We start from the raw sequence: 22,442 nt of genomic DNA on the forward strand, positions 1-22,442 counted from the left end.
CCCTTAGATTGCAATATCTAAATCTAAGTCCTCCATAGCATCCACAATTTTTATGTTTCCGCCTAAAAATACGTTTCGTTTAAAGGACATTTCTCTTACTTTTTGATCATCCCATTCAGAAGTATCAGTGCCGATTCCTTCCCAGGCTAGGCGCTGTTTACGCACACTTACTTCTGCTTTATTCGCAAAGTTAGGATCTAATATTTCTTGATCTCCAAGCCCTGCAAAATAAGCATTAATTGATCTGATAAATAACACCTGATTATCGTAAATATTATTGAGCTTGCCCACATAATACTTATCAAATGTCATGGCAATATCATCTTTAATCATGTCCTGAACTTCCATGATACGAATTGATTTAAAGTCCTCTGTCTTACTTCCAGTTGTTGTTGTAAGACTGTTCACCCCACGGCCAATTTTAATGTTCTCACCATCATTGATAAGAATAAGCTCTCCATCATCAACAGCCTTGTCAGGATCTTCTAGCTCATTGATACTATCAACCTCTGACAACACAAAATAAGTAGATGATCGTGTAAATGGTAAACCTGCCATAATGCCAGCAATACGTGCTGTATACTCTGCAGTTGTGTACTCTTTTTCACCGACTTTAATTCCTGTTGTGGTGAAATTGATAATTCCCTCATGATCTGCTTCATTATTTGGTAATACTGCTTTAAACGTTTTCTTTTGATTTTCACGCTTTGTTTTAATCCAAGTTGCAATGATTGTTGTGTCTTTATCTTCAATGCCTGGAATGGCCAAGTAATTGAATCTTTTATTATTTAAGCGTGTTAATGCTGCGTTGTAATCAGCTGCAGTCGTTGGTAATCGCTCAATAATAATTTTGCTTGGAGTACCCATAAAAGTTTTTTCAATGTAATCTAAGTTTGCTGGCGACCATCCATCTGTTGGCACTTCTTCAATGCTTTTGTATGTTACTGTATCAGCTGTTTGCACATCATCTTTTAGAATCAATGCTACAATCCCAAGTTGACTACGCTTAATCGCTGTAACGGCTTTACCAATAAATTCGATATTTATTTCAGGTAGGCCCATTCTTTAATCCCCTTCCTCATAATCCAACTCGCCCATAAGCTCAATTGGATGTTTTTCATAAAAATCTTTACCGTTTTTAATTTCATCTTCGATGTTGATTCCCGAACCAGGTTCACGGCCATCAAAGAATTGAAGATCAAATTCAAACTGCAGCACACCATCTATTTCATCGAAATTAGGTTCGACTATATCCAAATGGCGATCATCTACAGAAAATTTAAGATCAAATAAATTCCCTAAAGCTTCTTGAACATCTAACAATTCAATCACGTTATCATTTTCATCTGCAGGAAAATAAAAAATGCGAACCGTACAAGACTTTTCAACTTGCGTCAAAAAACCTTCACGCTTCACATTATCAAGTTCCACTTTAAACGATGGTCGTGTAAATCCTTCGTTAGCTGATTTACTAAAAACATCAATATCAATAAAGTTTGACTGTAACTTATCATTAATTGTCATCTTAATTTGCTTAAAAGTAATCATAATTTATTCTTCCTCAACAATTCATCTAGCCATTTTACAGTTTCACTTTCTACATCCCCCGATGCTTCAAATTCTCGCATACCTTTGTCCATTGGTTTTTTACCTGGTACAAAATCACCTGTTTTATTGCCCTCGTGGTCTACCATCCAATGGCCATCTTCCACTAAATGTGCATGTGGTGAAGAATTATAGACGCGGACAACAAGTTCGCCATGATAACCAACAAAAACTTTTCCTCGTTTCCACTTCTTGTGATACATTCCTGTTTTCTTTTTTACAAGACTTCGAGATTTTTTAGCTACAGTTGACCTTGCTTTTGAGCCAATTTTACGCATCAATTTTGGTGCTTCTTTAGGCACCTCCCTAGTGGCAACATTAAACAAATCTCTTTGAAAATCAGTTAAACCGTTCATTTGAATGCTCACTTCAACACCTCCTGGACAAAGATTTCTAGTGTCTCATTGCGAAAATAGGGATTAAGAATATATTTAATTTCAAATTCATGTCCTTTGTATCTGATCCGCATATCCTTTGTGATGTCTTTGCCAGCGTTGTATCGCACGATGATTTTATGTGTGACATTCGTTAAAATCGTATCGGCAACTTGCTTTTGTAATGAGCCTGTTTGCGGAATGATTGCTGCCCATATTTTTTTATCAGGTAGAAATTCATAAACAGTTTCGTTCAATTCATTTTTTGTCTTTTGATTAGTGAGGATTTCAATTCTGTGTTTTAAATCGCCAGGATTCATAATGCTCACCTCAAAGTAAATTAATAGAATGCATGTCTAAAATAGATTGAACAACCTTATTTACGTTGTTATCCTTCACTGTAAAGATTCGATTTTCATACATTTCATTCGCAAGAACAAATACAGCTATTGAAATATCCTCTTTGGTGTCCAATTGATCATCTGATAGTCCTGTATAGCCTTTTATATAAGCCTTTACAGCAGATAAAATAAGCGTAAAAGTGGAAAGAACGTCGGAATCCGTTTCATCTTCTCGCGCATATTTAGCCAGTTCACCTGGCGTGATTTCACTAACCTGCATCTGTTTTCACCTGCTTTTTCACGACAACTTCCTCTACGTGGCCAGCTTGTAACAAGTCATCTGCCACATTCTTTGGTAGCACTCTTACTTCACCTTTTGACATTGTGACGCTACCCGAAAAGCTTACAAGTGCTTTTACTTTCATTCTGTCACCTCCAATAAAAGAAGCGTAGAGTTTAGCCCCTACGCTGATTTCATCACTAATTTAGAGATTTTCTGTTCATTTTCAACCTTTGAATCAATTTCAATCCAGCCAACAACACCAATTGCATGTTGAGTAGCATATTTTTCGCGTAGAATTTCAATCGAAACATTCTCAGAAAGTTTTACTGCAAGGCCTGACATGTCACCGTAGTAAATTGCTGTTTTTCCAGCTTCCATGCCTGACATATTATCTGATGTAAAAACATCTTTCCCTAGTAAAGTATAGCCCCAACGAGCTGTGGCATCTTTGTTTAATAGGTAGTTACCTTGTCCATCTTTCAATTTTCGAATAGCTTTACGAGTTGTTTTATTCATGATCCAAATGGCATTGCCCTGGAAAGCATCAGGTACTTCTTCTTGTACATCAATCAATTCATCAGCTGTTAATACTGTAGCAGCTGCAGCAGTTACAGATTGCTTTACAGTTGAAAGGCCAGTAATCTTATTTGGTGTACCGTTTAACAATTGGTTTTCAATCCATTTTGCGATTGATTCAGCCATTTTCGCTACAACAAATGAAACAAGATCGAATTGTGAATTATTAACGAGTGACTTAGACACTTTACTTAATGCACCTGCTAAGAAGCCTTTTAACTCAATTGAAGTGAATCGTCCACTTGTAGATTCCAATTCAACAAATTCATCAGCATAAGCCATTTCGATTGTTCCTACCGATTCATCATAGTAAGGAATACTTAATGATCCAGCAATGTTATAACGAGTTGCTAACTGATAAATTGGTGAAATATCATATACCTTTTGAATGATCTTGTTTGCAATACTGGAAGGAATTACAGCACCGTTTGCCCCTACAGTTAAATTAACATCTGCTCGTTCCTCTACTACACCACGAATGTAATTTTCAAAAGCGCGTGTTTCAGCTTCTTCTTGCGTACGTTGTTCAGCTTGTTTAGCAGGTAATTTTTTATCCAAAGAACGTGCTTCATCCAAAGCAGCGATTGTTTTATCAAGTCCTGCAATTTCGCTTTTAATTTCATCAAATCGAGTCGATTCTTGGTCAGTTAGTGCGCGTGTTTCTTCTTTGGCCCCCTTTAGTAAATTATCCATTTCATCTAATAAGTTGTTGCGCTGTTCAACCAGTGACGGCATAGAACGTGTTTCAATAAATTTCTTAATATCTTTTTTCATGTTAGTTTCCACCTTTCAATTTTAAAAGCTCAATTTGTTTTTCATATAATGAGTAATCAATTTCTTTATTAGATCGCGTTTCTTCTGAACGATTTTCAATCTCGGCTTTAAAATCAGCACCGCGAGTTTCTGAAATTGCTTGTTCTTCTCCGCGAGCCTCGATTGAAGTAGCAACATAAGCTGGCGTAACATCTAAAATAGACACTTCTAAAAGTTCAATGTCTTCAAGTGTGCGTTTCTGAATGCCGTCTTCTCCGTCTTCCCACAACGGTTTATTATCAACAAAGCCAAATGACCAACCTTTAAGCTCGCCATCTTTTGCTTTTTGAATGATTTTTTCATCAGATACATGAGCAATAGCACGTAAACCGATGTTATCCTCATACAATTGCAAATTGCCCTCTTGTATTGACCCAAGCTTACGGTTTTTATCGTGATTGAATAATAGATCAACATTTTCAGCCTTATCTAAAGCTCTTTCAAACGTTTTAGCACGAATTTTTTCTTTAAAACGGCCTCTCGGTGAAGGTAAAACGCGACTTTCGCGCTCAACAGCATTTACATAGCCATCTAGTAATACTTGATTTCCTCTAATTTCAATCCTCAACTTCTTCACCTCCTTTCTCGGATACCTGGCCCCCCTCTGAAATATCAGCGGTTTTATTAGTGTTTGGCGTGTAAATTGTCTTTGTTTTTGGATCATATAAGACATCTTGCAAGCCCAGCTTAATGAAATCTAAACCAAGTGGTGGTTGATCCTCTAAATATCGAACCTCGTCAATCTGCATCCAGCCAGTTTTAATAGCAATTTCATAAGCTTTATAGCGTTTTTCAATGTCACCTTTGATTAGCTCTTTCATATCAAAAGCAAAATAAAAAGACTGCTCTTTTTCCGATGGAAGAAGCAAGTCCTTGTTCAATGCCGTTTCTATTGCTCGAATAATCGGCAGTATGCAATTTTTAATAAAGTTTGTATGCACTTCTTCATTGGCTGAGCCATCCAAAATGCTATCAGGCACTTTAAAGAGTTTGTTTATTTCGCTTGAATTGGTCTTTTTGTTTTCATTCAGCTGCATTTCAACCGATGTACTCGACGCCTCTTTGAAATCTAAGCCATTATTTAGTACAACAATATTCTCTGTATTGTTCTTGTATAAATTGTTCCAGGCTGTTTTTAATTCCGCAATTGCATCCTTTGACAATCGGCCCAATGACTTTAAGAAACCTTTTTTATTACCGCCAGTTTTAACAAGTGATTCCTCATAAACAAGCGTATTGTACGCAACAGATAAAATCTTATTGTGATCCTTAATGATTCCATTGCCTGTTACACCATCTTTTGAATTTCGAGCGACCTTTATAAATTCAAACTCCCGATAGTTCACTCCATTAACGGAAATATCGTAGCTTTTAAATATCGGATCAATACCAACTAACACTGATACATTTCGATTTTCTACATAGTGAATACTTTCGACATTGTTTCTTCTTCGGTTGATATATGCATACCCTGCACCCTCCAACAAGTAATCAGTTACTAAGGCCTTTTTAAATTGGAAACTGTCTAACGTATCTAGTGTCTCGTCATTAAGTAGAAAAACACGTTTATCATCTTCCAATTCTTCGACTTTACCTTTCGTTTCTTTGTGCAATTTGATAGGTAAAGTTGCAATAATGTCCGAAATTAAATCTACACAGGTGCCAACACTAGGTATACTCAGCGCTTCTTCCTTTGTTAAAACTGCACTCGTTAAACCTGCTTGCAGCAGCAATTCATCCATTCCACTTTCGCGAAATTCCTGAATACGTCTATAATCACGCCATTCTCGCCACTCTTTTATTAATCCCACAATCTCACCTCCTTAAATGACTTGTGCGCCCCAATCAGCATCAGGATTAAAAATGACATCATGCTGCAGTAGATAGATTGCATTGATTAGACTTACAACCATATCGACCTTGCCTGTTGATTTTTTCTTATTTACATAAATATTTTTATTAGTGTCCTCAGTGACTTTGGCATTTTGGAAGTTTTCCTCCAACAAATCATTTTCAGTGTAGTGAAATTCCTTGTTCATAATCTTCTCTCGTAATAGCTTAGTAGCTGGATGCAACACGCTTGAATGCTGTTTTACTTCCACCGTGACTAAACCCTCTTTTTCTAGTTTCTGAGCAGTAGAAAGGCAGTTATAACGGTCATACGCAACGCCCATTACAAACACACTGAATTTTTCTTCTACCTCTAAAATCATTTGTTCAATAAAGCCATAATCAACAGTCATATCACCACAAGAAAAACACTTCCCTGCCTTAATGTGATCGTAGTAATTAATCTTTTCCACTCGGTTTTTATCAGGGATACGCTCAGACGGTACAAATGCGTAGGAATCAGCATATATTTGCATGTCTTCCTCTGTCACCATCGAAAATGAACAGTTATCGTTCGTCATGGCTAAGTCTAAACCTAGCCAAACTTGACGGCCCGACCAATCAAAATTATCCATTTTACATTTCCGTAAGTCTTCCACATTTACATACGCTTCACCACTATTAGAAGGTAAAAAGTGATTCATATGTTTACATAGATATTCTTCACGCTCTGAGGGCTTTTCTATGGCTGATTTACGGCTATCTCGTATCTCGTTATAGTTTTCCTCAACTCTCAATGGATTAGCTTGTAATAGCCCTGTATCGTCCCATAAATGCTCGTCCTCGGCATAATAAAGCAGCGCAAACATGCGATCATCTTCAATGAAACCGTTAAACACTTTCTTCGCATACGCCAATTCTTCCAGCATGATCGATTTATCCTCAGCGTAGGCCGTTGTTAATTTAAAACGTAATGGATTTTTAACGTTTAATTGTCCCGATTTCATGGCATTTATATTCTTGTAATCTTTAAATGCGCCCACTTCATCAGCGATAAAAGCAGATGGACGGATCGAGTTGTTTCTATTCGCCTCTGCAGTACGTGCCTGGTAAAAACTATTTGTTAAAGTACATACAATTTTTCCGCTTAACGTTTTTGGAATCACAAAGTATTTAGCAACCCCTGGGCTGGCCATAATAATTTGCGTCATAGCCTTTTTAACTTCACCAGCAAGCTCACGGTCCAAACAGATAGAATAAAACTCTGAATAATCATCCTCTGTAAGCATTAAGATGATGATGATTAAGGCACAAATGAACGTCTTTGCATTCTTACGAGGAATAAACAGCGTAATATCACGGTACCTAAACTTTTCTTTATCGTTTTTAAAGCGCCATCCGAAAATGTTGACAAGAAAAAAAGCCTGGAATCCTTCCAAGCCTTCTAATATCGTTTTTCCTGCAACGCCTAAACCTGTAGCAAAGTTAAGTAATTCTAATAGACCCTCTATCTTTTCTATTTCTTCCATATCGAAATAGTAATCAAAATCGTCCTCATACTGCTTTTCTAAATCCTTTAGGAACCAATTACACTGAATAATGACCTCTTTTGTTGTAATTTCTTTGCCTTTTACAACTCTTTCAGCGTATTTTACTGCCTTTTCGAATATCATTTCTTACCACCACGCAATACTTTTAACAGTTGATCATCTTCTTCAACTCGAACTTGGAAATTAATATTACCTAGCTTTGCTCGACTTTGTGGCGACAGACTTAATTCATTACAGCAACGGAAAAACTCTTTTGAATACTTATCTTTAGCACTCAATAAGTTACGATCTAAAAGCCTTTCAATATCTCTGTTAATAATTCGTTCAATTTGCTGCACTCGGTCAATGGCTACCGCACAGGTGCTTAGAATATAAATATCGAGATTCCCAAGAATCCCACTTGCCTGTAACTCCTTCACAATGAAATTGAAAATTTTCTTTTGCCTTGCATTCAGGTGTGTAGGAGGCAAGATTTCATCGGCAGCACCTTTTAATTTATCTTCTGTTTGAGTACGAATTGCGATTTCTTCCTTCGTTAAATTCTTGCTCATTGTTTTCACACTTTTTGACGGTCTAGCCAATTTCCTCACCTCCTTAAAAATTTTCATTTAGGGAATTTTTTTAGAACAAATGGGGGCAGTCGGTGTACAGGAATTTCACGATTTTTCACCGAATACCTGGGGGGTACTCTCCAAAATAATATTTTTTAATTCTTTTGCAGGTATTGTTCCCTTCTCTGCCAGCTCATGATGATAACGACACAACGAGATAAGGTTGTCATCCTCTAGCCTCTTGTCCCATGCGTTAGCAATAGGCTCTATGTGATGCACCTCTAAGTCTGTGAAGTTATATTGCATCTGAGTATTGTATAGGTTACGTAAGCACACCTGGCATAGATGTTTGTCACGATCAGCTATGTGCGCTCGCTTATTCTTCCATGCCCTTGACCATCTGAATCTATCAATGTATGTGGTCTGCTTTGTAGCTGCCGGCTTAGATGCACACCGTTGACCACGTTTATGAATACCACCACAATAAGCACAACTCTTTAACAATGTACTCACCACCTTTTAGCCATAATAAAAAGCCTACATCAAGGTGATGTAGACTTTGCATCATTATTTGATTTTTTCATTGATCTTATTTGAATCTCAACGTCATACATTATATGTTTCATTTGAACGAATGTGGCATCATTTGAATCCTTATAATTTTTAAAAATAATTAGCCAAATAATTAATAGAATAAAAGATGTAATTAGGAAAGTTACATTTTTATATATTGGTATTTCAAACAAGAATATGTGAATAGTTATGAAAGCGACAAAGGATAAAATCGTGCCACATATTGTTGCTCCCAAACCATGAACTCTATCTGTTCTTGATTTAAACGAATTATACCTCCTCATAACATCTTCATAATTAACTTTTTCTTTTGATATAAACAATGTTAAATAAGCATCAAATGAACGTTCTGCATTTTGCCAATCTTCCCAAGGATTTTCAGATTTGAATATGAGCTTATCATAAAGGTTTATTCCTTTAAGGGCTTTAGTAATTTTATCTTTCTTCATCATTCTCCACTTAAAGTAAAAATAAACTTGATAAACTATATAACCTAACGGTACACCAGCAGCAACAAATAATGCTGCCATGCCTGCCATATAGGCACCATTCAAATCATGGTCACTAGCATATTTATATAAATCAAATTTATTTAATGACAAAACCAAAATTGAATAAGTAAAAACAGTTATCCATCCAGGGATACCCCAACGTAATATTTGCAAGTCTGAATTCCCCACTCTACACACCTCCCATCTACCTATATCATAGGATAAATGGAATGTATTGTCATTATAAAAAGAGACTACCAATTTAGTAGTCTCAATTGCTTGTTTCTGACATACACGTACAAGCGAACGTGATTATTTTGTAATGCTTTTTTTGTTAGCGTATTTCCGTACGCTTTTGATAAAACTTGATAATATCAATTTACACTGTTTTTTTGCGAACTTCCCTGGTGTTAAGAAGTTCACTTTTTTCCATTAGAGGTTATTTCATGAATACTAACCAATGTGTCTTGCTTCGTTTATTGCCGAACAATGGCTTTTTATTAAAACATTTCATTACCTCTTTTAAAGGTATTTGATCTTCATTCCATTTGAAAATCAATGTGCTGTTTGTTTTTAAAACTCTCATACATTCTTTAAAACCTTCAGCTATATCAGACTGCCATGTATCCTCATTTAGCTTTCCGTATTTCTTGGCCAACCATGAATTTTCTCCAGCTTTTAATAAATCTGGTGGATCAAATACCACCAAATAAAATGACTCATCCTCAAAAGGCATATTTTTAAAATCAGCAAGTACGTCAGGTTTAACAATTAATTTGCGACCATCACATAATTCAGTTTCTAATTCGCGCTCATCCATGAAAAGTGTGTCACCATTCTCTTTATCAAACCAAAACATCTTGCTACCACAACATGCATCTAATACTCTCTTTTCGGCAATCACACCCAACCAATCCTTTCTGCTGTTTTATCTATAAGAATGTTTCGTTTACGCAATACCTTATGACGAGAAATGTACAGCTTGTCGGCTATATCCTCCCATTCATAACAGCCATCTGTATCCCAGTAACGCATATCTACAATGGTACGCATATCATCGTCTAACTCGTTATATAGGTCTTCCACAGTCTTAATAATGCGCTTTAAGTTTTGATAATAGTCGTCATTGGTTAGAAGCATTGCTTTCTTAGCTGTCGTGTCAGAAATCGCATTACTACGACCTCCAACCATTTCCCCACCTTCATTATGTGGATGCAACAACTCCCACTCACGATATTTTAATTTCTTTCTATTTTGCTCCAGCTCAATCCAATATCTTTCGATTGTCTGTATATCACTACGCGATAACGTAGGCATGTGCAGCACCTACCTTGTTTGTTTATTTCATAATTCCAATTAACATTTATAATTGGTATAATATTCTTATTCGTTCCCTTAAACAGGCACAACAACCTGAGCAGGTTGCCTCCGCTAAGGAGGACTCAACACCAACAAGTAAAGGAGCTGATATCATGAAAAAAACATTTACAACACCAAAAGGTTTATCGATAGTATTCTCATCGTTAGTCTGTGCCCTACAAGGTTTAGTGTTATCGTGTAATATCATGGTTTATAATAACTCCTTAGTTGAGGAGCCTGTTTAAGGGATACGATGTGCTTATAATGTTTAGCAATCAAACTTAACAATCGCCTCAAAAATCGGATAAATCTGTTGAGGAACTACTGCATTTCCTAAAGCTATCAATCTACTTTTGTCCAATTCTCTGGAAACCCCATCATCCACTCCACGAATGCCGGGTTTGGGTACTGACCAATGTAATTCGGAAACTTTTCTCCAATGCTCCCAGGTAAGACTTTGCCATGCTTGCCACTGGCTTCTGAAGGTGCTAATGGCCGAATCTTTTTGTATGCTTGACTCGCTGCAGGTGTTCCTAGCAATGATGAAGACACGGTCTCTTTGATGTGGCGCTCCAACGGCTTGAGCCGGTAATACAATACATTCGACTTCGTAGTTTTCAGATTCCAAATCGTTGATAACGTCTGATAGTCCGTTGTTAACGTGTCCAAATACGTTTTCTCCAACAAACCAATCAGCTTCGACTTCTTTAATGACTCTGAAGACTTCATCCCATAAGTATCTTTCGTCTTCTTCTCCTTGTTGATCTCCTGCAAGTGAATATGGTTGGCATGGGTATCCTGCGGAAACAATTCTAATTGAATCAACATCTATACCCCTTTCTATTAATGACTGTCTTGTTATTGTTTTTATATCTGTAAATAACGGTGTGTCTGGCCAATGTTTTTTTAGTACCTTTTGACAAAATTCTTCTATATCACAATGAGCTACTGTTTGTATTCCGGCCCATTCAGCTGCTAATGAGATCCCGCCAATACCTGAACATAAATCAAGCATTTTCCATACCACGGTCATTACCTCCTACTACATATCTACACGCTTTTTACTATCCTCAACATTGAATCCATTAGGATATCGTTTCTGTAATTTGGAAATGTTCGCTTCTGCAATTTCATCGAGTGACAAACCTGCTAATCTACCTATATTAGCTAGATACCACAACACATCACCCAGCTCTTTTTTAACTTCTACTTGATCAATAACATGACCATGAAACATTTCTTTTTTAATTAAATCAGCAACCTCTCCAGCTTCACCTGCTATACCTAGTCCGTAATTAACTAGTTCGTTATCGTGTTTAGCTGCTGTTCTCGTTGCTAACAACTGATATTCATTCATGTTCATTTTGTAATTCCCCCAATTTGGATTTGTTCAATTCAATTAACTTTTCTATATAAACAATTGCTTTTTCTAAATCTCGAGCATTATAGCCATTCTTTTTTCCATATCGAGTTAGATATTTAATTGCATTGATTCTATGAAAACCGATACATTCATCTAAGTTGAAATTTTCATCAGCAAACGTCCACACATCAATTTTGCCTTCATGATAGTGATCTGAATCTGGTCTATTCTCAGTATTCTTGATATGCTCATTTGTTGGCATCAACTTATCACCTTTCTTCTCCTCAAATTATTTTTAGTAATAATTCCATTTTTCTTTTTCCAATTTCTAATTGTGCATGGTGATACTTTGTACATTTCAGCAATTTCTCTATCCAATTTTCTATCCTTTTTTAAATCCAAATACTCAGATTTAGTCAGAGTAGTTATTGGTTTTGGCCCAGACTTTTTATTTTTTGAATCAGTTTTAATAACCCTTCGCTTATTCACCAGTTTCATTAACTTGTCGCCATACTTGCGGAGCTGATTACAGTTAGAACAACGATTATATTCATTGGCTGCCTGACAATTACATTTGTTTGTAAGTGCATCAACCTTCTTCAATATTGCTACACGTTTCTCAAGCATTTCTGCGTTCATCTACATCCCACACTTTCTTGGTATGCCAGCCTTCACGTATATACTGCTGCACCCATTCAGATTTGTAAGGCATAATGACACTGGCCTCGCATCCATCAACATTCATTGTCATTTCAATGTATCGTTTGTAAGAGTTAGGCTTGGCTTTCCACAGTCGCCCTTGTGGTTGTTTCAATTTCTTTGGCCGGATAATAGGAATACCATTCCGTAGGTTCATTTTTCAAATCCTCCTGCAACCTGGCTTGGTTTCAACATGATTACACGTTTTGGAAATCCATATTTCTTTTTTACTTCATCCCTAGTCATGCTGTGTTCTAACCTGCAATGAACTTTGGTAATTACTTGCCCTATATGATTACAGCCCTCTACTGGACATTTTAGAAGCTCGTTCCCTTTCGAACTCCAAGAAAAATTTGCCATTTTCTCCACCTTCTTTGCTGTTTTTGGGTATAAAAAATAGGGCCTCGAAAAAACAGGCCCTCTATTCACTTTTTATTCAATCTCAGTAGATTGCTGATTGACTTCATTCATGCTCATTTGATCGCCTGGTGCTTCTTCTTCGCTTTCCTCGTCTTCCTCTGTCTCGTAAAATTCATCAATGGACATTTGGGATTGTTGGATTTCTAATTTGACGTTATTGCCAGCGAATTTATAAAGCTCGTAAACCTTTTTAGAATCACGTTTAACATTGAATTTTAGCACCGTCTTTTTATCATCACGTTGGATGGACACGAACTCTGCTCCTACCCCTTCTTGATCCTGAACTTTTAAAATAGCAATCGTACCTGGTAGTTTAAGAAGCTCATCTGCATGTGGTAGTTCATCACTTAGAACGTGGAACATTAAGACCTCTTTCTTGTCGTCCTTTTGCATCTTTTTGAATAAAACGTTTAGTTGAATGTTTGTCATTTTGAATATCCCCTTTATTGGCCTAATTTTTGTTTTTTACGTTCTTTACGAGCTTTCTTCAAGTCATCGAGTGTGATCCATCCACCATCAATTTTTGAAAAAGTTATAAGCTTTAATTTGAATGGAAAACGGTATTCAAATAGTTTTTTCTTTAGTTTAAAATCAGGTGTTTCGAATCCTTTAATATCAATTACTTCAACCCGATTATCAGGATAATGTACCTCGAAATCAGCCTTGTATTTGATAGGCAATACCTTTTTTCCATCCTTTGTGTATCCCTCAAATACGATATATTCCTTTTGCATTAAAAACTCGCTAATAACACCTTGCTGCTCTAATTGCTTTAAATATTTGTAGTAACGGTATTCCATTTCACTATCAAATGTAATGCCATCCACTGTGACTTTCTTGTTGTTATATTTACTTCTAGTTTTAGTTATCATTTAGCACCTCGTCAGAATGGGAGATCATCTTCGCTAACTTCCATAGGGCCTTTGCTATTTGCAAATGGATCTTCATCTACCCTTGTATAATTTGGCTGTGTGTTTTGAGGCGTTTTAAAGCCCTCTGTGGCGTTTTGAGGAATTGCCCCTCTATTTGTATCAGAACGCACGTTCGAACCGTCCTGAGCGCTTTCTGAGCCATTTCTATGCTCTAAGAATTGAATGCTGTCAGTAACAACGTCTGTTGTGTATACACGTTTACCATCCTGGCCCTCATAACTTCCTGTTTGAATCCGACCTTCAACGCCTATTAAATTACCTTTTCGCTGAAAGTTTGCTAGATTCTCAGCCTGTTTTCTCCAAGCGACACACTGGATGAAATCGGCTTGCTGCTCACCTTCATTTTTGAAAGCTCGATTAACAGCTAATGTGAAGCGACATGATGCAACTCCGTTTGGTGTATAGCGTAATTCAGGATCTTTTGTTAAACGACCAACTAATACAACGCGGTTAATCATGGTGTTCCTCCAATCCGTTCAACGCGATATTATGAATCTTTTCGTATGCTGGGTTCATATCGATTAAACCTTTTGTAATCTCAATAATTTCTTTTAACGCTGTTTGTTGTTTAATCAACGTTTCATTTGTTTGTTCAGACACGCGCCTCTATCCTTTCGTGAAAATCATTGCTGTGGCTGGAAAGACTAAGGTTTCATCTTTCACCTGGCGTAATGATTTATTTTTTTGTTGTTCAGGAAACCAAAAGCTCATATCCATTTTGTTTGATATGTCGAATATCTTTGTTGGGATTCTTCCAAGCTCTGCATAGACATGTCCTTTTGCTGATTCTTCGCTTTGAGCAAAAATGATAATGTACTGTCTATTACCAAGTGGAACCGAATAAGTCTTGATCGTTTGCAAATTCAATTCATTACGATCTCTCATTCGCTTCACTTCTTCATGGTTTACTAGATTCCAGTTGATATTGTTGGCAAAGTCAGTTCCCTTTACGACATTGTTTTTTATTAGCCAGTAAATTGAGTAAGCTAGTAATTCATCGTCACACTTGATTGCTTCAAGTAGTAATTCATTAAACGTCACTCACTACACCTGTCCATCTGTTAAATTTAGCTTTTACTGTGCCAACTTCTCCCTCGCGGTTTTTAGCCATGATGATTTCCAAAGAATCGTCTTCATCATTTTTTGAGTAATAAGCATCACGGTATAAAAACACTACAACGTCAGCGTCTTCCTCAATACTTCCTGATTCACGTAAATCAGAAAGCATCGGGCGTTTGTCAGGGCGCTTTTCTACACTTCGCGATAATTGGGCCAGCGAGATAACAGGACAATTAAATTCTTTTGCTATTGCTTTTAATGCCTTTGATATTTCTGAAATCGATAAATGCATACTTTTTGATTCATCCGATGGTTTTATAAGCGTTAGATAATCGATGAAAATAATCAGCTGCTTATCAGGATTCTGATTCCGTACTTTCCTGATCTTCATTCGCATTTCAGAAATTGTTTGTCCACTCTTATCAAAAATTTCAACGTTTGTTTTAACAACCTGGGTAATTACTTTCATCCAGGACTCTTTTTGGCCCTCTGTTAATCGCTCATATAAATTTTTCATTTTGTTTCGGTTGTAGTTGCCTGTCGATGCAATCATACGATCTCGTAATTTGACTGCAGACATTTCTAAACTAAAGACAATCGGTAAACAGCCTTGCCAGCCTGCTTGCTTTACACAATGCAACATGAAATCTGTTTTACCCATCGATGGCCTTGCAGCTACGATAATTAAATCTGTATTCTGCCAGCCGTTTGTTGCGGTCTGTAATGCCTCTAAGCCTGTGTGAATTCCCTTTGTACCTTTCGTTGGCTTCCAGGGATCTTCTGCAACCTGCATCACTAACTCGTTAATGCTGTTGTGATCGTCTGTATTGTTGGATACCAGGCTGTTTAATTCATTAGTGATTTTTTCAAGTGGCCAGTTTTCATGTCTTGCTACTTCCAAGATGTTTTGCTTTTCACGTTCACGCCATTTATCTAGTAAGATGCCAAAGTAACTATCAAACTTTTCTTCATTTGCGAGGTTTTGAATTTTATTAAGCTTCCCAGCTCCACCAAATTCCTCGGGCTTGCCTTGTGTCAACATTGTTATTAAGTCAACAACTTGGCCTTTAGCGTTCAACTCTTTCATGGCCTGTAATACATTGCGATTCTCTGCATACTGGAAATAGCTTGGCTTTAAATCTGTATCTGTCAGCAAGTGAGGAAACTTTAGCAACGTTCCCAATACGGCTTCTTCTGTAAGCATTAACCTTCACCTCTCGATAAATCAGCATTAATTGGCTTGTACATTGTTGTTTGTACTGTACCTTGATTTTGTAATGGTGTTGTTTGAACAAACTTGCTTTGCTCATTTAAGTATCCTTCGAATTTTGTTCCGAATAATGTTTCTGGTCGTAGATACACGGACATTTTAGGATCTGCTAACCATTGAGCTGTTTTAATATCAATCACTTGTTTGAAATCATCTAAAGTGAATTTCTCTTTAAACCTAGCTTTAATTAATGTCTGTGTTTTCTGTGATGTATGTTTGAATTTCTTATTAGCTTTTTGGTTGAGATAATCGATAATTTCTTTGTAAGGAATTGAGTCGGGTTTGTTACCCGACAATATATATTCTTTATCTATATCTTTATCTATATCTGTTGCGTGACGTCCCGTGACTGTCACGTGACATTCTTCTGCCAATTCAAGAAGCTCCTGATTCCTTGTTTTTTCGCGCTGCTTCTGCTTTCGTAGACGATTTTGTTCTCGTATTCTTTGCATACCATCAGCATTTTGGTGCTTCTCCCAGTTGCTAATTAGAACTACTTCTTGCTCGTTTACTTCTAACATTTTGTAACGCTGTAGTATTTGAATGGCATACCTAACTTTTTCTAATGGCCTGTTAAAAATGATCGCCATTTCTTCAATGTTCATCGGGATGTTTTCACTTAGCATGATATAGCCGTTATAGTTCGCCTTCCCTGCATAAGTGAGTAGCTTTATCCAAATGATTAGGATCATGTCACCTTCAGGCATTCGTTCGATAAGTTTGATTTTCTCGTTATCAAACATGTCAGTTTTAATTTTTATCCACGTGATGTCTGCCATCTTGGTATCACCTACTTCAAAAGAAACTCTATTTCAAATGTGTTGTTTAATTGTTTTGTAGCTCTGCAGTATTCACATACTTCACACCGTTTTGGCTCTTTGTTGCCTGTCTTAGCTGCAACAATGTTTGGCAAATGCTCTTTAATATAGTCCAATTCAAATCCGAAACGGCTATCGTCAAAGTGCAATATGGCTTTATCGGGCGGTGTTTCTTTTGTAACTGCCACAATGTAAGGTGTGTAATAATAGCCAGTGTTTTGAAAGATTATTTCTCGATAAATAGCCATCTGCAGCACGTAATCAAAGGCTTCAACGAATGAAACATACTTGCCGTACTTGTCGCTCCAATAACGTTTGCTAAGGCTTTGAGTGGTCTTTAAATCGGTGAATGTTTTACGATCATGATTGATTGCATCAACCTTGATTTTCCAAAGGACACCGAACAGCTCACCTGTGTAAATAACCTCTTTGTCACCTTCTAGTGCAAACATTGCGAATCGATCATTTTTTATTGTTTTAATCATGGAATCAGCTTGCTTAAAATCAGCGTATTTCCCACCTCGCGTATTGAAAATAACGCTTCTGTTGTCCTCAACAAATTCGTCAAAAACTTGGTCACTTTCAAAGGCTGAATGCGTATAAGAACCAACTGTTAATGCAAGGGATGAAGCACGTTCATATTGGCCCTCTAGCTCCGCAATCACACTAGCTTCACACTCTACAGCACTCTTAAATTGCGATACTGACATGTAGTGCTGATTGGCTTCGTTTGAGTGGTAATTATCCTTGTTCAGTTGGAACGGTGTCTGCATCTGACTTCACCTCACCTTGTTCCTTGTTGAAGTCTGCAGCTAGGCCACTTGATTGTTGCTTACCAATGTCCTTATTGAACCAATCTTCAACAGTAGACATTTTGTCTTTTAGTGAATTTCGAATGCTTGTTAGTTGAACTAAATCAAATTCACTGAATGAGCTTGCAGCATAGCCGAAACGATCTTCTATCATTTCTTGTGTTACACCGTATTTTTCTTTGAAATGATTTAGTGCTGCGCTTACTCGATCTTTAAGTGGTTTATCTGAATTTCCAGTTAGCGTTTGTCGGCATTGTTCGATTGCCATTTCTACAACATCACCTGGGATAACACTCAAAATACAAGCACGTACCCTTCGCGCACCGTCATTCGCCACTTTTTCATATATATCTCTAGGATCTGTTAATTGCTTTAATCCTTGTCGTGTTTTTAATGAATGCTTAACAGTAAATGTTTTTTCTTGGCGTACATTGGTTTCTAAATCCCAGCAATACGCTTTAGCAACGGATTCACCGTTTCGCTGTTCTAATTCCTGAATGCCGTAGGAAAGGTTTCCCCAATTTTGGGCTAATACCTCGGCTAATCGAATGGATGGCCCCTCTACCTTTGTAGAACCTCTGTTGTATGTGTACATTGCTGTTTCAGCTAAAGAAGGACGTTTACAAGCATCTAAAATTCTTTTTTCAGCTTCAAAGTAGTTACGAGGGAACTGTTTTGCTAAAAAGATTGCACCTTTGACTTCTTCCATTTCTCTCGAAACAGATGATTGAGCTAACACACTTTGCTGATCCGTAGTCGGTTGTGAATTGACATTATTGTATTGAGTAGTTAAATCATTCATTGCTGCTCACCTCGTATTTAGCGTTAGTGTCGTTGAGGATTTTGTAACCATGCTCACGAATACAGCGACTAAATCCAGTTTTCTCCGCATATGGTCCATAAGTTTTTTCAGCCGAGAATGTAGCTTCATCTGCTGTTGAATTGTAAGTTTCAACTACACCACTTTTGTGGTCCTTACCATCAGAATTAAATAACATAATTTCCATACCTTTAACGATTTCTATAGGTTGCACCGCCTGTTCAAACTCGCTCACATCAAGACCAAGCGCTCGTCCTAGTGCAATGGCTTTACCGATGTGTTCGTTGAATACGTCAGATGGATTGCATTTTGAAATACCAAAATCAGCTGTATCTAATTTGTAAGCGATAATAGCATTGTCATGAATGTTGATGTGAGTATCTTTATCATGCTTATCAATAAATTCTTTCGCCTTTTCAATAATTGCAGCACGTTGTTGATTTGGTGTAGGCTTTGCTTTCATTTGTATTTCAGGTGCATTACTTATATCTGCTGGCACCCCATCAATGAAGACCGTTGCTGTTGTTGTCAACTTTTTACCACGTAATTCATGAACAATTAGCTTTAATTCATTAATTTCTTCTGATTGTTTTGCAACTGTATCTTCTAATGCTGTGATACGTTGATTTTTGGTTGGTTTAGTTTCAACTAGTTCAAATCTTTCTCCATCAAACGAGTGTGATGAACCCTTTTCATTAATAATTTGAACAGTATGATGGAATGGGAAAACTTCTTGCACTTCGTATGGTTTGTTTATTTTGTAATCAAATTGTTTAGCAACATGCGTGTTTTCTTTATTGAAAATTACCTTATCCCCAACTTTAAACTTTGTCATTTCGCATCCTCCTGTGGTAAAATACCAGTGATTTGATTTTGATTTATTTTTTGTATCTGCTCGCCATTGGTTGCCGCCTTTGACGAGTTTTTTTGCGCCTCCATTTGGGCATTCTGTGCATCCTCGATGTCTTGCCAGTAATCTGATTCTCTGTCGTATACATCAGCGTGTGTGTGGCCTATACGCAATCAATCACCTCCCTTCATGATTGAGCAGCACGTTTAAGCGCCAGTGTCTTTAGCAAAGATGTGTATAAGGCATCTTCTAACGGTTGTCCTTCAACTTTGGTAACACCGAACTTCTGCAGCTGTTCAATGACTGCTTTGCGTTTCAATTGATTCACAATCGACATTTGCGAAATATCCCTCCGTGAATGCTTTGACTTCTTCAACCCCATCAATCAAACCTAATACACGTTGCTGCTTAAGCTTGTACTCTTTTTGCTTGATTGATAGATGACTATCAAATGGTAGGTCTGGCTCGCCTTCCATAGCATCAATTGCAATGATTGTTAGCTCATTACTTTCTTGTTCAATCATTTCGTCAAGATGCTCAATCAGTTTGGTCCGTTCCTCCACAATTAATGGAGTTTCGATGTTTTTTGCTAAATCAACCTTTTGCTCATCTGGCATATACGAATAGAATTCGCTATCATAAATATGTTTTCTTTCACCTGTTTCAGGATCTTGGACCTCTACAGAAATAATGTTGTGTTTACGACCTAAAATATTTAATCGTGCTTTCATACTCCCAACCTCCAAATAGTTTGATTGATTTACTTCTGACGTGATGCTACTGCTCTAGCCATTGTCTTAGCGATTAGTTCGACAGGGACAGGTTTAATCTTCATTGAACTCCCCTCTCCAACTCGTTATCTTGAAATCGCTCAATCTTCGCTATAATATGGTGCCATTGCTGTATTTCTGTAGCATTTAATATCCGTGGTAATTCACCATACCGAATCATGATTTTGCTATTACTACGTGTGATGATCTTGTTTCCGTTGGACATCTGATTCACCTGCCAAAGCTTGACGTGCTATCTCTCCATTGTCTTCTGTAACGTCACTCGCGTAATCTCCCATTGGAATGCAATATGGTTCGTAATGTTTTTCATCAGCATAATAAGACAATGCTTTACGTAACCTCTCAACCTCTGCAACAAGTGCTGGCACATCTTGGTGAGCATGAGCTATAAATTCAGCGTCAGCATCATCAAACACTTGTCCTATCATGCAGCCTTTAACACCGATATTGTTCAAACCATTTGGAGATTTTTTGCCTAGATACCACATACCTTCTTCTGCCTTTTCAACACGCTGCTTAATGGCAGACAACTGTTCTTGATTCACCTTAATGACCCCCTTTTCGCTCGCTTATTCAACTCAGCCTGTTTAACCTCATCCGACATTGCTAGCCATTGTTTGGGTGTGGTTTTCATTTGGTTTCACCACCTTTCAGTGCCTCATAAACTTTCTGAGCATAGGCTATTTGCTGTCTGACATAATGGTCAGTGTGATGCCCACCACTTACCAACCAATCGTGAATACGTTGCCTAACATCGGTTACAACTTCTTTAGGAAGATCACCAGCAATATGTTGCAACATATCTATTGGATTATAAGTGATCACAAAATCCTTTAACGCTTGGCCAACTAGCTCCACTGGAACAGGTTTAATGTTCATTGGTTTCACCTCTATATAAGCTTGTACAAAACTTCATTAGACTGCGCTATTTGGCGCAATCTTGTCTGTAAACTGTAATTCCCCCAACTGATAAGTCTTTCAATGTAATTTTCCTACCATACTCTCTAGATAAAATACTCTCTACAACTGGTAACAGTTTACGCACTTTTTCCTCTGTCATTTTAAACCCCTTCAAACTCACACCCCTTTTTATCAGAATATGTCGAATAGGCTTGTCTGATTTTATCCAAAAACCATTTGGCTATTTCAAGGTTGCCGTTGTCAAATAAGCTATAAGTTGAAATAAACAAAGTTGACATTTTGACACCGATTAAACATAAGAAATTTCTTTTGTTTCCATTTCGGAAACATTAAGGGTAAAAAAAATTAATATATCCTTATGTTCGATTCCAAACTTATTCGTGATTAAGGAAAATTCATCAACATCGATTGGTAATTTTCCATTTTCTTTTTTTGAATAAGTCCCTTTGGAAACACCTAAAACTTCTCCCATTTCTTGCACAGTCAAACCCCTAGCAATTCTTTCTGCCTTTAGTCGATTGCGATTGAATTCCATTATTTCACCTCCATCTTTTGTTAGCCAAATAATAACACCGTTGTTTCCATTACGTCAACAAATATATGATAATCTATTAAAATTAATACTTATTTCCTCCTATTGTTTCCTTATAGGAAACATGATAGTATTTAAATCAAGGAGGTGTTATTTTTTGAATTCTTTAGAAGTTGCTAAGAGAATAGAGAAAATAGCAGAAGAAAAAGGTATCAGTGGTGCTGAACTTGCCCGAAGGATGGGAACAGATAGAAGTACTATTACTAGATATTACAAAGGTGATAGAAAAATATCTATGGATGAAATTCCAAAATTTGCAGAGGTATTAGAAGTAGATGTAATAGAATTACTTCTAGGATATGACGTTAAAAATGTTAGTTTATTAAGTGAAAGAAAGATCGCGATTCCAGTACTTGGGCCAATTGCTTGTGGTGATCCTATATTAGCTAAAGAGAATATCGAAAGTTACATTTATAAACCTGCTGATAGTCTACCAAGTGGTGACATATTTGCATTACAAGCTAAAGGTGATAGTATGGAACCTTCAATACCAAATGGAGCAATCGTACTTCTTCGGGCACAACCTGAGGTTGAAAATGGTGAAATTGCAGCAGTTTTAGTAAATGGTGATGAAGAAGCCACTTTAAAACGTGTAAGAAAAGAAAATGGCTTTATATGGTTAGTTCCTGATAACCCTAAACATGAACTAAAACAAATATCAGAGGATTATCCAGCAAGAATTATTGGTAAAGCAATAAGTTATGAAATGATACTTTAATTCCAAAACGTTTTGAAATTAAAAAAGAGCA

Annotated in this window: 39 protein-coding genes; 2 read left to right on the forward strand and 37 right to left on the reverse strand. The window is 37.0% G+C overall.

Annotation, left to right across the window (positions count from 1 at the left end):
- Positions 1 to 3 precede the first annotated feature (3 nt).
- The 15 genes from JIN86_RS06680 to JIN86_RS06750 form a co-directional block, all read right to left on the reverse strand.
- A complete protein-coding gene (locus JIN86_RS06680) occupies positions 4 to 1,062 on the reverse strand; it encodes a phage tail sheath subtilisin-like domain-containing protein (protein WP_202341530.1) in 1,059 nt (352 codons plus the stop codon).
- A gap of 3 nt (positions 1,063 to 1,065) precedes the next feature.
- Positions 1,066 to 1,548 (reverse strand): phage tail terminator family protein, encoded by a 483-nt coding sequence (locus tag JIN86_RS06685; protein WP_202341531.1) that lies wholly within the window; start codon positions 1,546 to 1,548, stop codon positions 1,066 to 1,068.
- Positions 1,545 to 1,973, reverse strand: coding sequence for an HK97 gp10 family phage protein (locus tag JIN86_RS06690; protein ID WP_202341532.1), 429 nt, complete (start codon positions 1,971 to 1,973; stop codon positions 1,545 to 1,547). The genes JIN86_RS06685 and JIN86_RS06690 overlap by 4 nt, the downstream gene beginning before the upstream one ends.
- Complete coding sequence (locus JIN86_RS06695; RefSeq protein WP_202341533.1) at positions 1,970 to 2,299, reverse strand: phage head closure protein; 330 nt, start codon at positions 2,297 to 2,299, stop codon at positions 1,970 to 1,972. Before JIN86_RS06695 ends, JIN86_RS06690 begins: the two co-directional genes overlap by 4 nt.
- Positions 2,300 to 2,309: 10 nt before the next feature.
- A complete protein-coding gene (locus JIN86_RS06700; RefSeq protein ID WP_202341534.1) occupies positions 2,310 to 2,600 on the reverse strand; it encodes a head-tail connector protein in 291 nt (96 codons plus the stop codon).
- Positions 2,590 to 2,745, reverse strand: a complete 156-nt coding sequence (locus JIN86_RS06705; RefSeq protein WP_202341535.1) for a hypothetical protein — start codon at positions 2,743 to 2,745, stop codon at positions 2,590 to 2,592. The genes JIN86_RS06700 and JIN86_RS06705 overlap by 11 nt, the downstream gene beginning before the upstream one ends.
- Positions 2,746 to 2,783: 38 nt before the next feature.
- The gene (locus JIN86_RS06710) at positions 2,784 to 3,953 is read right to left on the reverse strand and encodes a phage major capsid protein (protein ID WP_202341536.1); all 1,170 of its coding nucleotides are present in this window, start codon (positions 3,951 to 3,953) and stop codon (positions 2,784 to 2,786) included.
- 1 nt (position 3,954) lies between these two features.
- Positions 3,955 to 4,560 (reverse strand): HK97 family phage prohead protease, encoded by a 606-nt coding sequence (locus tag JIN86_RS06715; protein ID WP_202341537.1) that lies wholly within the window; start codon positions 4,558 to 4,560, stop codon positions 3,955 to 3,957.
- Complete coding sequence (locus tag JIN86_RS06720) at positions 4,550 to 5,803, reverse strand: phage portal protein (protein WP_202341538.1); 1,254 nt, start codon at positions 5,801 to 5,803, stop codon at positions 4,550 to 4,552. Before JIN86_RS06720 ends, JIN86_RS06715 begins: the two co-directional genes overlap by 11 nt.
- A 12-nt stretch (positions 5,804 to 5,815) precedes the next feature.
- Positions 5,816 to 7,495 carry a terminase large subunit gene (locus JIN86_RS06725; protein WP_202341539.1) on the reverse strand — a complete coding sequence of 560 codons (1,680 nt, stop codon included), beginning with the start codon at positions 7,493 to 7,495 and terminating at the stop codon, positions 5,816 to 5,818.
- Positions 7,492 to 7,953 (reverse strand): P27 family phage terminase small subunit, encoded by a 462-nt coding sequence (locus JIN86_RS06730; RefSeq protein WP_107921682.1) that lies wholly within the window; start codon positions 7,951 to 7,953, stop codon positions 7,492 to 7,494. Before JIN86_RS06730 ends, JIN86_RS06725 begins: the two co-directional genes overlap by 4 nt.
- Positions 7,954 to 8,028: 75 nt before the next feature.
- A complete protein-coding gene (locus tag JIN86_RS23760; protein ID WP_370568646.1) occupies positions 8,029 to 8,439 on the reverse strand; it encodes an HNH endonuclease in 411 nt (136 codons plus the stop codon).
- 26 nt (positions 8,440 to 8,465) lie between these two features.
- A complete protein-coding gene (locus JIN86_RS06740) occupies positions 8,466 to 9,176 on the reverse strand; it encodes a BA5345 family protein (protein WP_202341541.1) in 711 nt (236 codons plus the stop codon).
- Positions 9,177 to 9,426: 250 nt separating this feature from the next.
- Positions 9,427 to 9,846, reverse strand: coding sequence for an SAM-dependent methyltransferase (locus JIN86_RS06745; RefSeq protein ID WP_202341680.1), 420 nt, complete (start codon positions 9,844 to 9,846; stop codon positions 9,427 to 9,429).
- Between the two features lie 41 nt (positions 9,847 to 9,887).
- Entirely contained in the window at positions 9,888 to 10,304 is a 417-nt protein-coding gene (locus tag JIN86_RS06750) for a DUF722 domain-containing protein (RefSeq protein WP_202341542.1), read from the reverse strand.
- Positions 10,305 to 10,459: 155 nt separating this feature from the next.
- On the opposite strand from JIN86_RS06750, the gene JIN86_RS23765 reads away from it, so the two are divergent.
- Positions 10,460 to 10,591, forward strand: coding sequence for a hypothetical protein (locus JIN86_RS23765; protein WP_255538215.1), 132 nt, complete (start codon positions 10,460 to 10,462; stop codon positions 10,589 to 10,591).
- A 23-nt stretch (positions 10,592 to 10,614) separates the two neighbouring features.
- Here the strand turns inward: JIN86_RS23765 and JIN86_RS06755 are convergent, their stop codons facing one another.
- The 22 genes from JIN86_RS06755 to JIN86_RS06860 all read right to left on the reverse strand — a co-directional run bounded on the left by JIN86_RS06755 (position 10,615) and on the right by JIN86_RS06860 (position 21,636).
- Positions 10,615 to 11,361, reverse strand: a complete 747-nt coding sequence (locus JIN86_RS06755; protein ID WP_202341681.1) for a DNA cytosine methyltransferase — start codon at positions 11,359 to 11,361, stop codon at positions 10,615 to 10,617.
- 27 nt (positions 11,362 to 11,388) lie between these two features.
- Entirely contained in the window at positions 11,389 to 11,709 is a 321-nt protein-coding gene (locus JIN86_RS06760) for a nucleoside triphosphate pyrophosphohydrolase family protein (protein ID WP_202341543.1), read from the reverse strand.
- Positions 11,696 to 11,971 (reverse strand): DUF3310 domain-containing protein, encoded by a 276-nt coding sequence (locus JIN86_RS06765; RefSeq protein WP_202341544.1) that lies wholly within the window; start codon positions 11,969 to 11,971, stop codon positions 11,696 to 11,698. Before JIN86_RS06765 ends, JIN86_RS06760 begins: the two co-directional genes overlap by 14 nt.
- Positions 11,971 to 12,348: a hypothetical protein gene (locus JIN86_RS06770; protein WP_202341545.1), complete on the reverse strand. Its 378-nt coding sequence runs from the start codon at positions 12,346 to 12,348 to the stop codon at positions 11,971 to 11,973. The genes JIN86_RS06765 and JIN86_RS06770 overlap by 1 nt, the downstream gene beginning before the upstream one ends.
- Positions 12,329 to 12,565 carry a hypothetical protein gene (locus tag JIN86_RS06775; protein ID WP_202341546.1) on the reverse strand — a complete coding sequence of 79 codons (237 nt, stop codon included), beginning with the start codon at positions 12,563 to 12,565 and terminating at the stop codon, positions 12,329 to 12,331. The genes JIN86_RS06770 and JIN86_RS06775 overlap by 20 nt, the downstream gene beginning before the upstream one ends.
- A gap of 275 nt (positions 12,566 to 12,840) precedes the next feature.
- Positions 12,841 to 13,257, reverse strand: a complete 417-nt coding sequence (locus JIN86_RS06780) for a hypothetical protein (RefSeq protein ID WP_202341547.1) — start codon at positions 13,255 to 13,257, stop codon at positions 12,841 to 12,843.
- A 14-nt stretch (positions 13,258 to 13,271) separates the two neighbouring features.
- Entirely contained in the window at positions 13,272 to 13,700 is a 429-nt protein-coding gene (locus JIN86_RS06785; RefSeq protein WP_202341548.1) for a DUF1064 domain-containing protein, read from the reverse strand.
- An 11-nt stretch (positions 13,701 to 13,711) separates the two neighbouring features.
- Positions 13,712 to 14,218 carry a single-stranded DNA-binding protein gene (ssb, locus tag JIN86_RS06790; RefSeq protein WP_202341549.1) on the reverse strand — a complete coding sequence of 169 codons (507 nt, stop codon included), beginning with the start codon at positions 14,216 to 14,218 and terminating at the stop codon, positions 13,712 to 13,714.
- Positions 14,211 to 14,360 carry a hypothetical protein gene (locus JIN86_RS06795; RefSeq protein WP_202341550.1) on the reverse strand — a complete coding sequence of 50 codons (150 nt, stop codon included), beginning with the start codon at positions 14,358 to 14,360 and terminating at the stop codon, positions 14,211 to 14,213. Before JIN86_RS06795 ends, ssb begins: the two co-directional genes overlap by 8 nt.
- 6 nt (positions 14,361 to 14,366) lie before the next feature.
- Positions 14,367 to 14,801 (reverse strand): hypothetical protein, encoded by a 435-nt coding sequence (locus tag JIN86_RS06800; RefSeq protein ID WP_202341551.1) that lies wholly within the window; start codon positions 14,799 to 14,801, stop codon positions 14,367 to 14,369.
- Positions 14,791 to 16,023, reverse strand: a complete 1,233-nt coding sequence (locus JIN86_RS06805; RefSeq protein ID WP_202341552.1) for a replicative DNA helicase — start codon at positions 16,021 to 16,023, stop codon at positions 14,791 to 14,793. The genes JIN86_RS06800 and JIN86_RS06805 overlap by 11 nt, the downstream gene beginning before the upstream one ends.
- Complete coding sequence (locus tag JIN86_RS06810) at positions 16,023 to 16,868, reverse strand: phage replisome organizer N-terminal domain-containing protein (protein WP_202341553.1); 846 nt, start codon at positions 16,866 to 16,868, stop codon at positions 16,023 to 16,025. The genes JIN86_RS06805 and JIN86_RS06810 overlap by 1 nt, the downstream gene beginning before the upstream one ends.
- Positions 16,869 to 16,879: 11 nt before the next feature.
- Positions 16,880 to 17,680, reverse strand: a complete 801-nt coding sequence (locus JIN86_RS06815; protein WP_237497157.1) for a PD-(D/E)XK nuclease-like domain-containing protein — start codon at positions 17,678 to 17,680, stop codon at positions 16,880 to 16,882.
- On the reverse strand, positions 17,649 to 18,521 hold the full coding sequence (locus JIN86_RS06820) for a hypothetical protein (protein ID WP_202341554.1): 873 nt from the start codon (positions 18,519 to 18,521) through the stop codon (positions 17,649 to 17,651). The genes JIN86_RS06815 and JIN86_RS06820 overlap by 32 nt, the downstream gene beginning before the upstream one ends.
- Entirely contained in the window at positions 18,514 to 19,374 is an 861-nt protein-coding gene (locus JIN86_RS06825) for a hypothetical protein (protein ID WP_202341555.1), read from the reverse strand. The genes JIN86_RS06820 and JIN86_RS06825 overlap by 8 nt, the downstream gene beginning before the upstream one ends.
- Entirely contained in the window at positions 19,371 to 19,562 is a 192-nt protein-coding gene (locus tag JIN86_RS06830) for a hypothetical protein (protein ID WP_202341556.1), read from the reverse strand. The genes JIN86_RS06825 and JIN86_RS06830 overlap by 4 nt, the downstream gene beginning before the upstream one ends.
- Before the next feature lie 14 nt (positions 19,563 to 19,576).
- Complete coding sequence (locus JIN86_RS06835; protein WP_202341557.1) at positions 19,577 to 19,726, reverse strand: hypothetical protein; 150 nt, start codon at positions 19,724 to 19,726, stop codon at positions 19,577 to 19,579.
- A complete protein-coding gene (locus JIN86_RS06840; RefSeq protein ID WP_202341558.1) occupies positions 19,686 to 20,120 on the reverse strand; it encodes a hypothetical protein in 435 nt (144 codons plus the stop codon). Before JIN86_RS06840 ends, JIN86_RS06835 begins: the two co-directional genes overlap by 41 nt.
- A gap of 233 nt (positions 20,121 to 20,353) precedes the next feature.
- Complete coding sequence (locus JIN86_RS06845; protein WP_202341559.1) at positions 20,354 to 20,725, reverse strand: hypothetical protein; 372 nt, start codon at positions 20,723 to 20,725, stop codon at positions 20,354 to 20,356.
- Positions 20,726 to 20,810: 85 nt separating this feature from the next.
- The gene (locus tag JIN86_RS06850; protein ID WP_202341691.1) at positions 20,811 to 21,059 is read right to left on the reverse strand and encodes a DUF6877 family protein; all 249 of its coding nucleotides are present in this window, start codon (positions 21,057 to 21,059) and stop codon (positions 20,811 to 20,813) included.
- A gap of 46 nt (positions 21,060 to 21,105) precedes the next feature.
- Positions 21,106 to 21,255, reverse strand: coding sequence for a hypothetical protein (locus JIN86_RS06855; protein WP_202341692.1), 150 nt, complete (start codon positions 21,253 to 21,255; stop codon positions 21,106 to 21,108).
- 135 nt (positions 21,256 to 21,390) lie between these two features.
- Complete coding sequence (locus tag JIN86_RS06860; protein ID WP_202341560.1) at positions 21,391 to 21,636, reverse strand: helix-turn-helix domain-containing protein; 246 nt, start codon at positions 21,634 to 21,636, stop codon at positions 21,391 to 21,393.
- A 154-nt stretch (positions 21,637 to 21,790) separates the two neighbouring features.
- Between JIN86_RS06860 and JIN86_RS06865 the strand changes: the two genes are divergently transcribed.
- The gene (locus JIN86_RS06865) at positions 21,791 to 22,411 is read left to right on the forward strand and encodes a LexA family protein (RefSeq protein ID WP_237497158.1); all 621 of its coding nucleotides are present in this window, start codon (positions 21,791 to 21,793) and stop codon (positions 22,409 to 22,411) included.
- Positions 22,412 to 22,442: the final 31 nt, after the last annotated feature.

The organism is Lysinibacillus sp. HST-98, assembly GCF_016757845.1.
Lineage (GTDB): Bacteria > Bacillota > Bacilli > Bacillales_A > Planococcaceae > Lysinibacillus > Lysinibacillus capsici.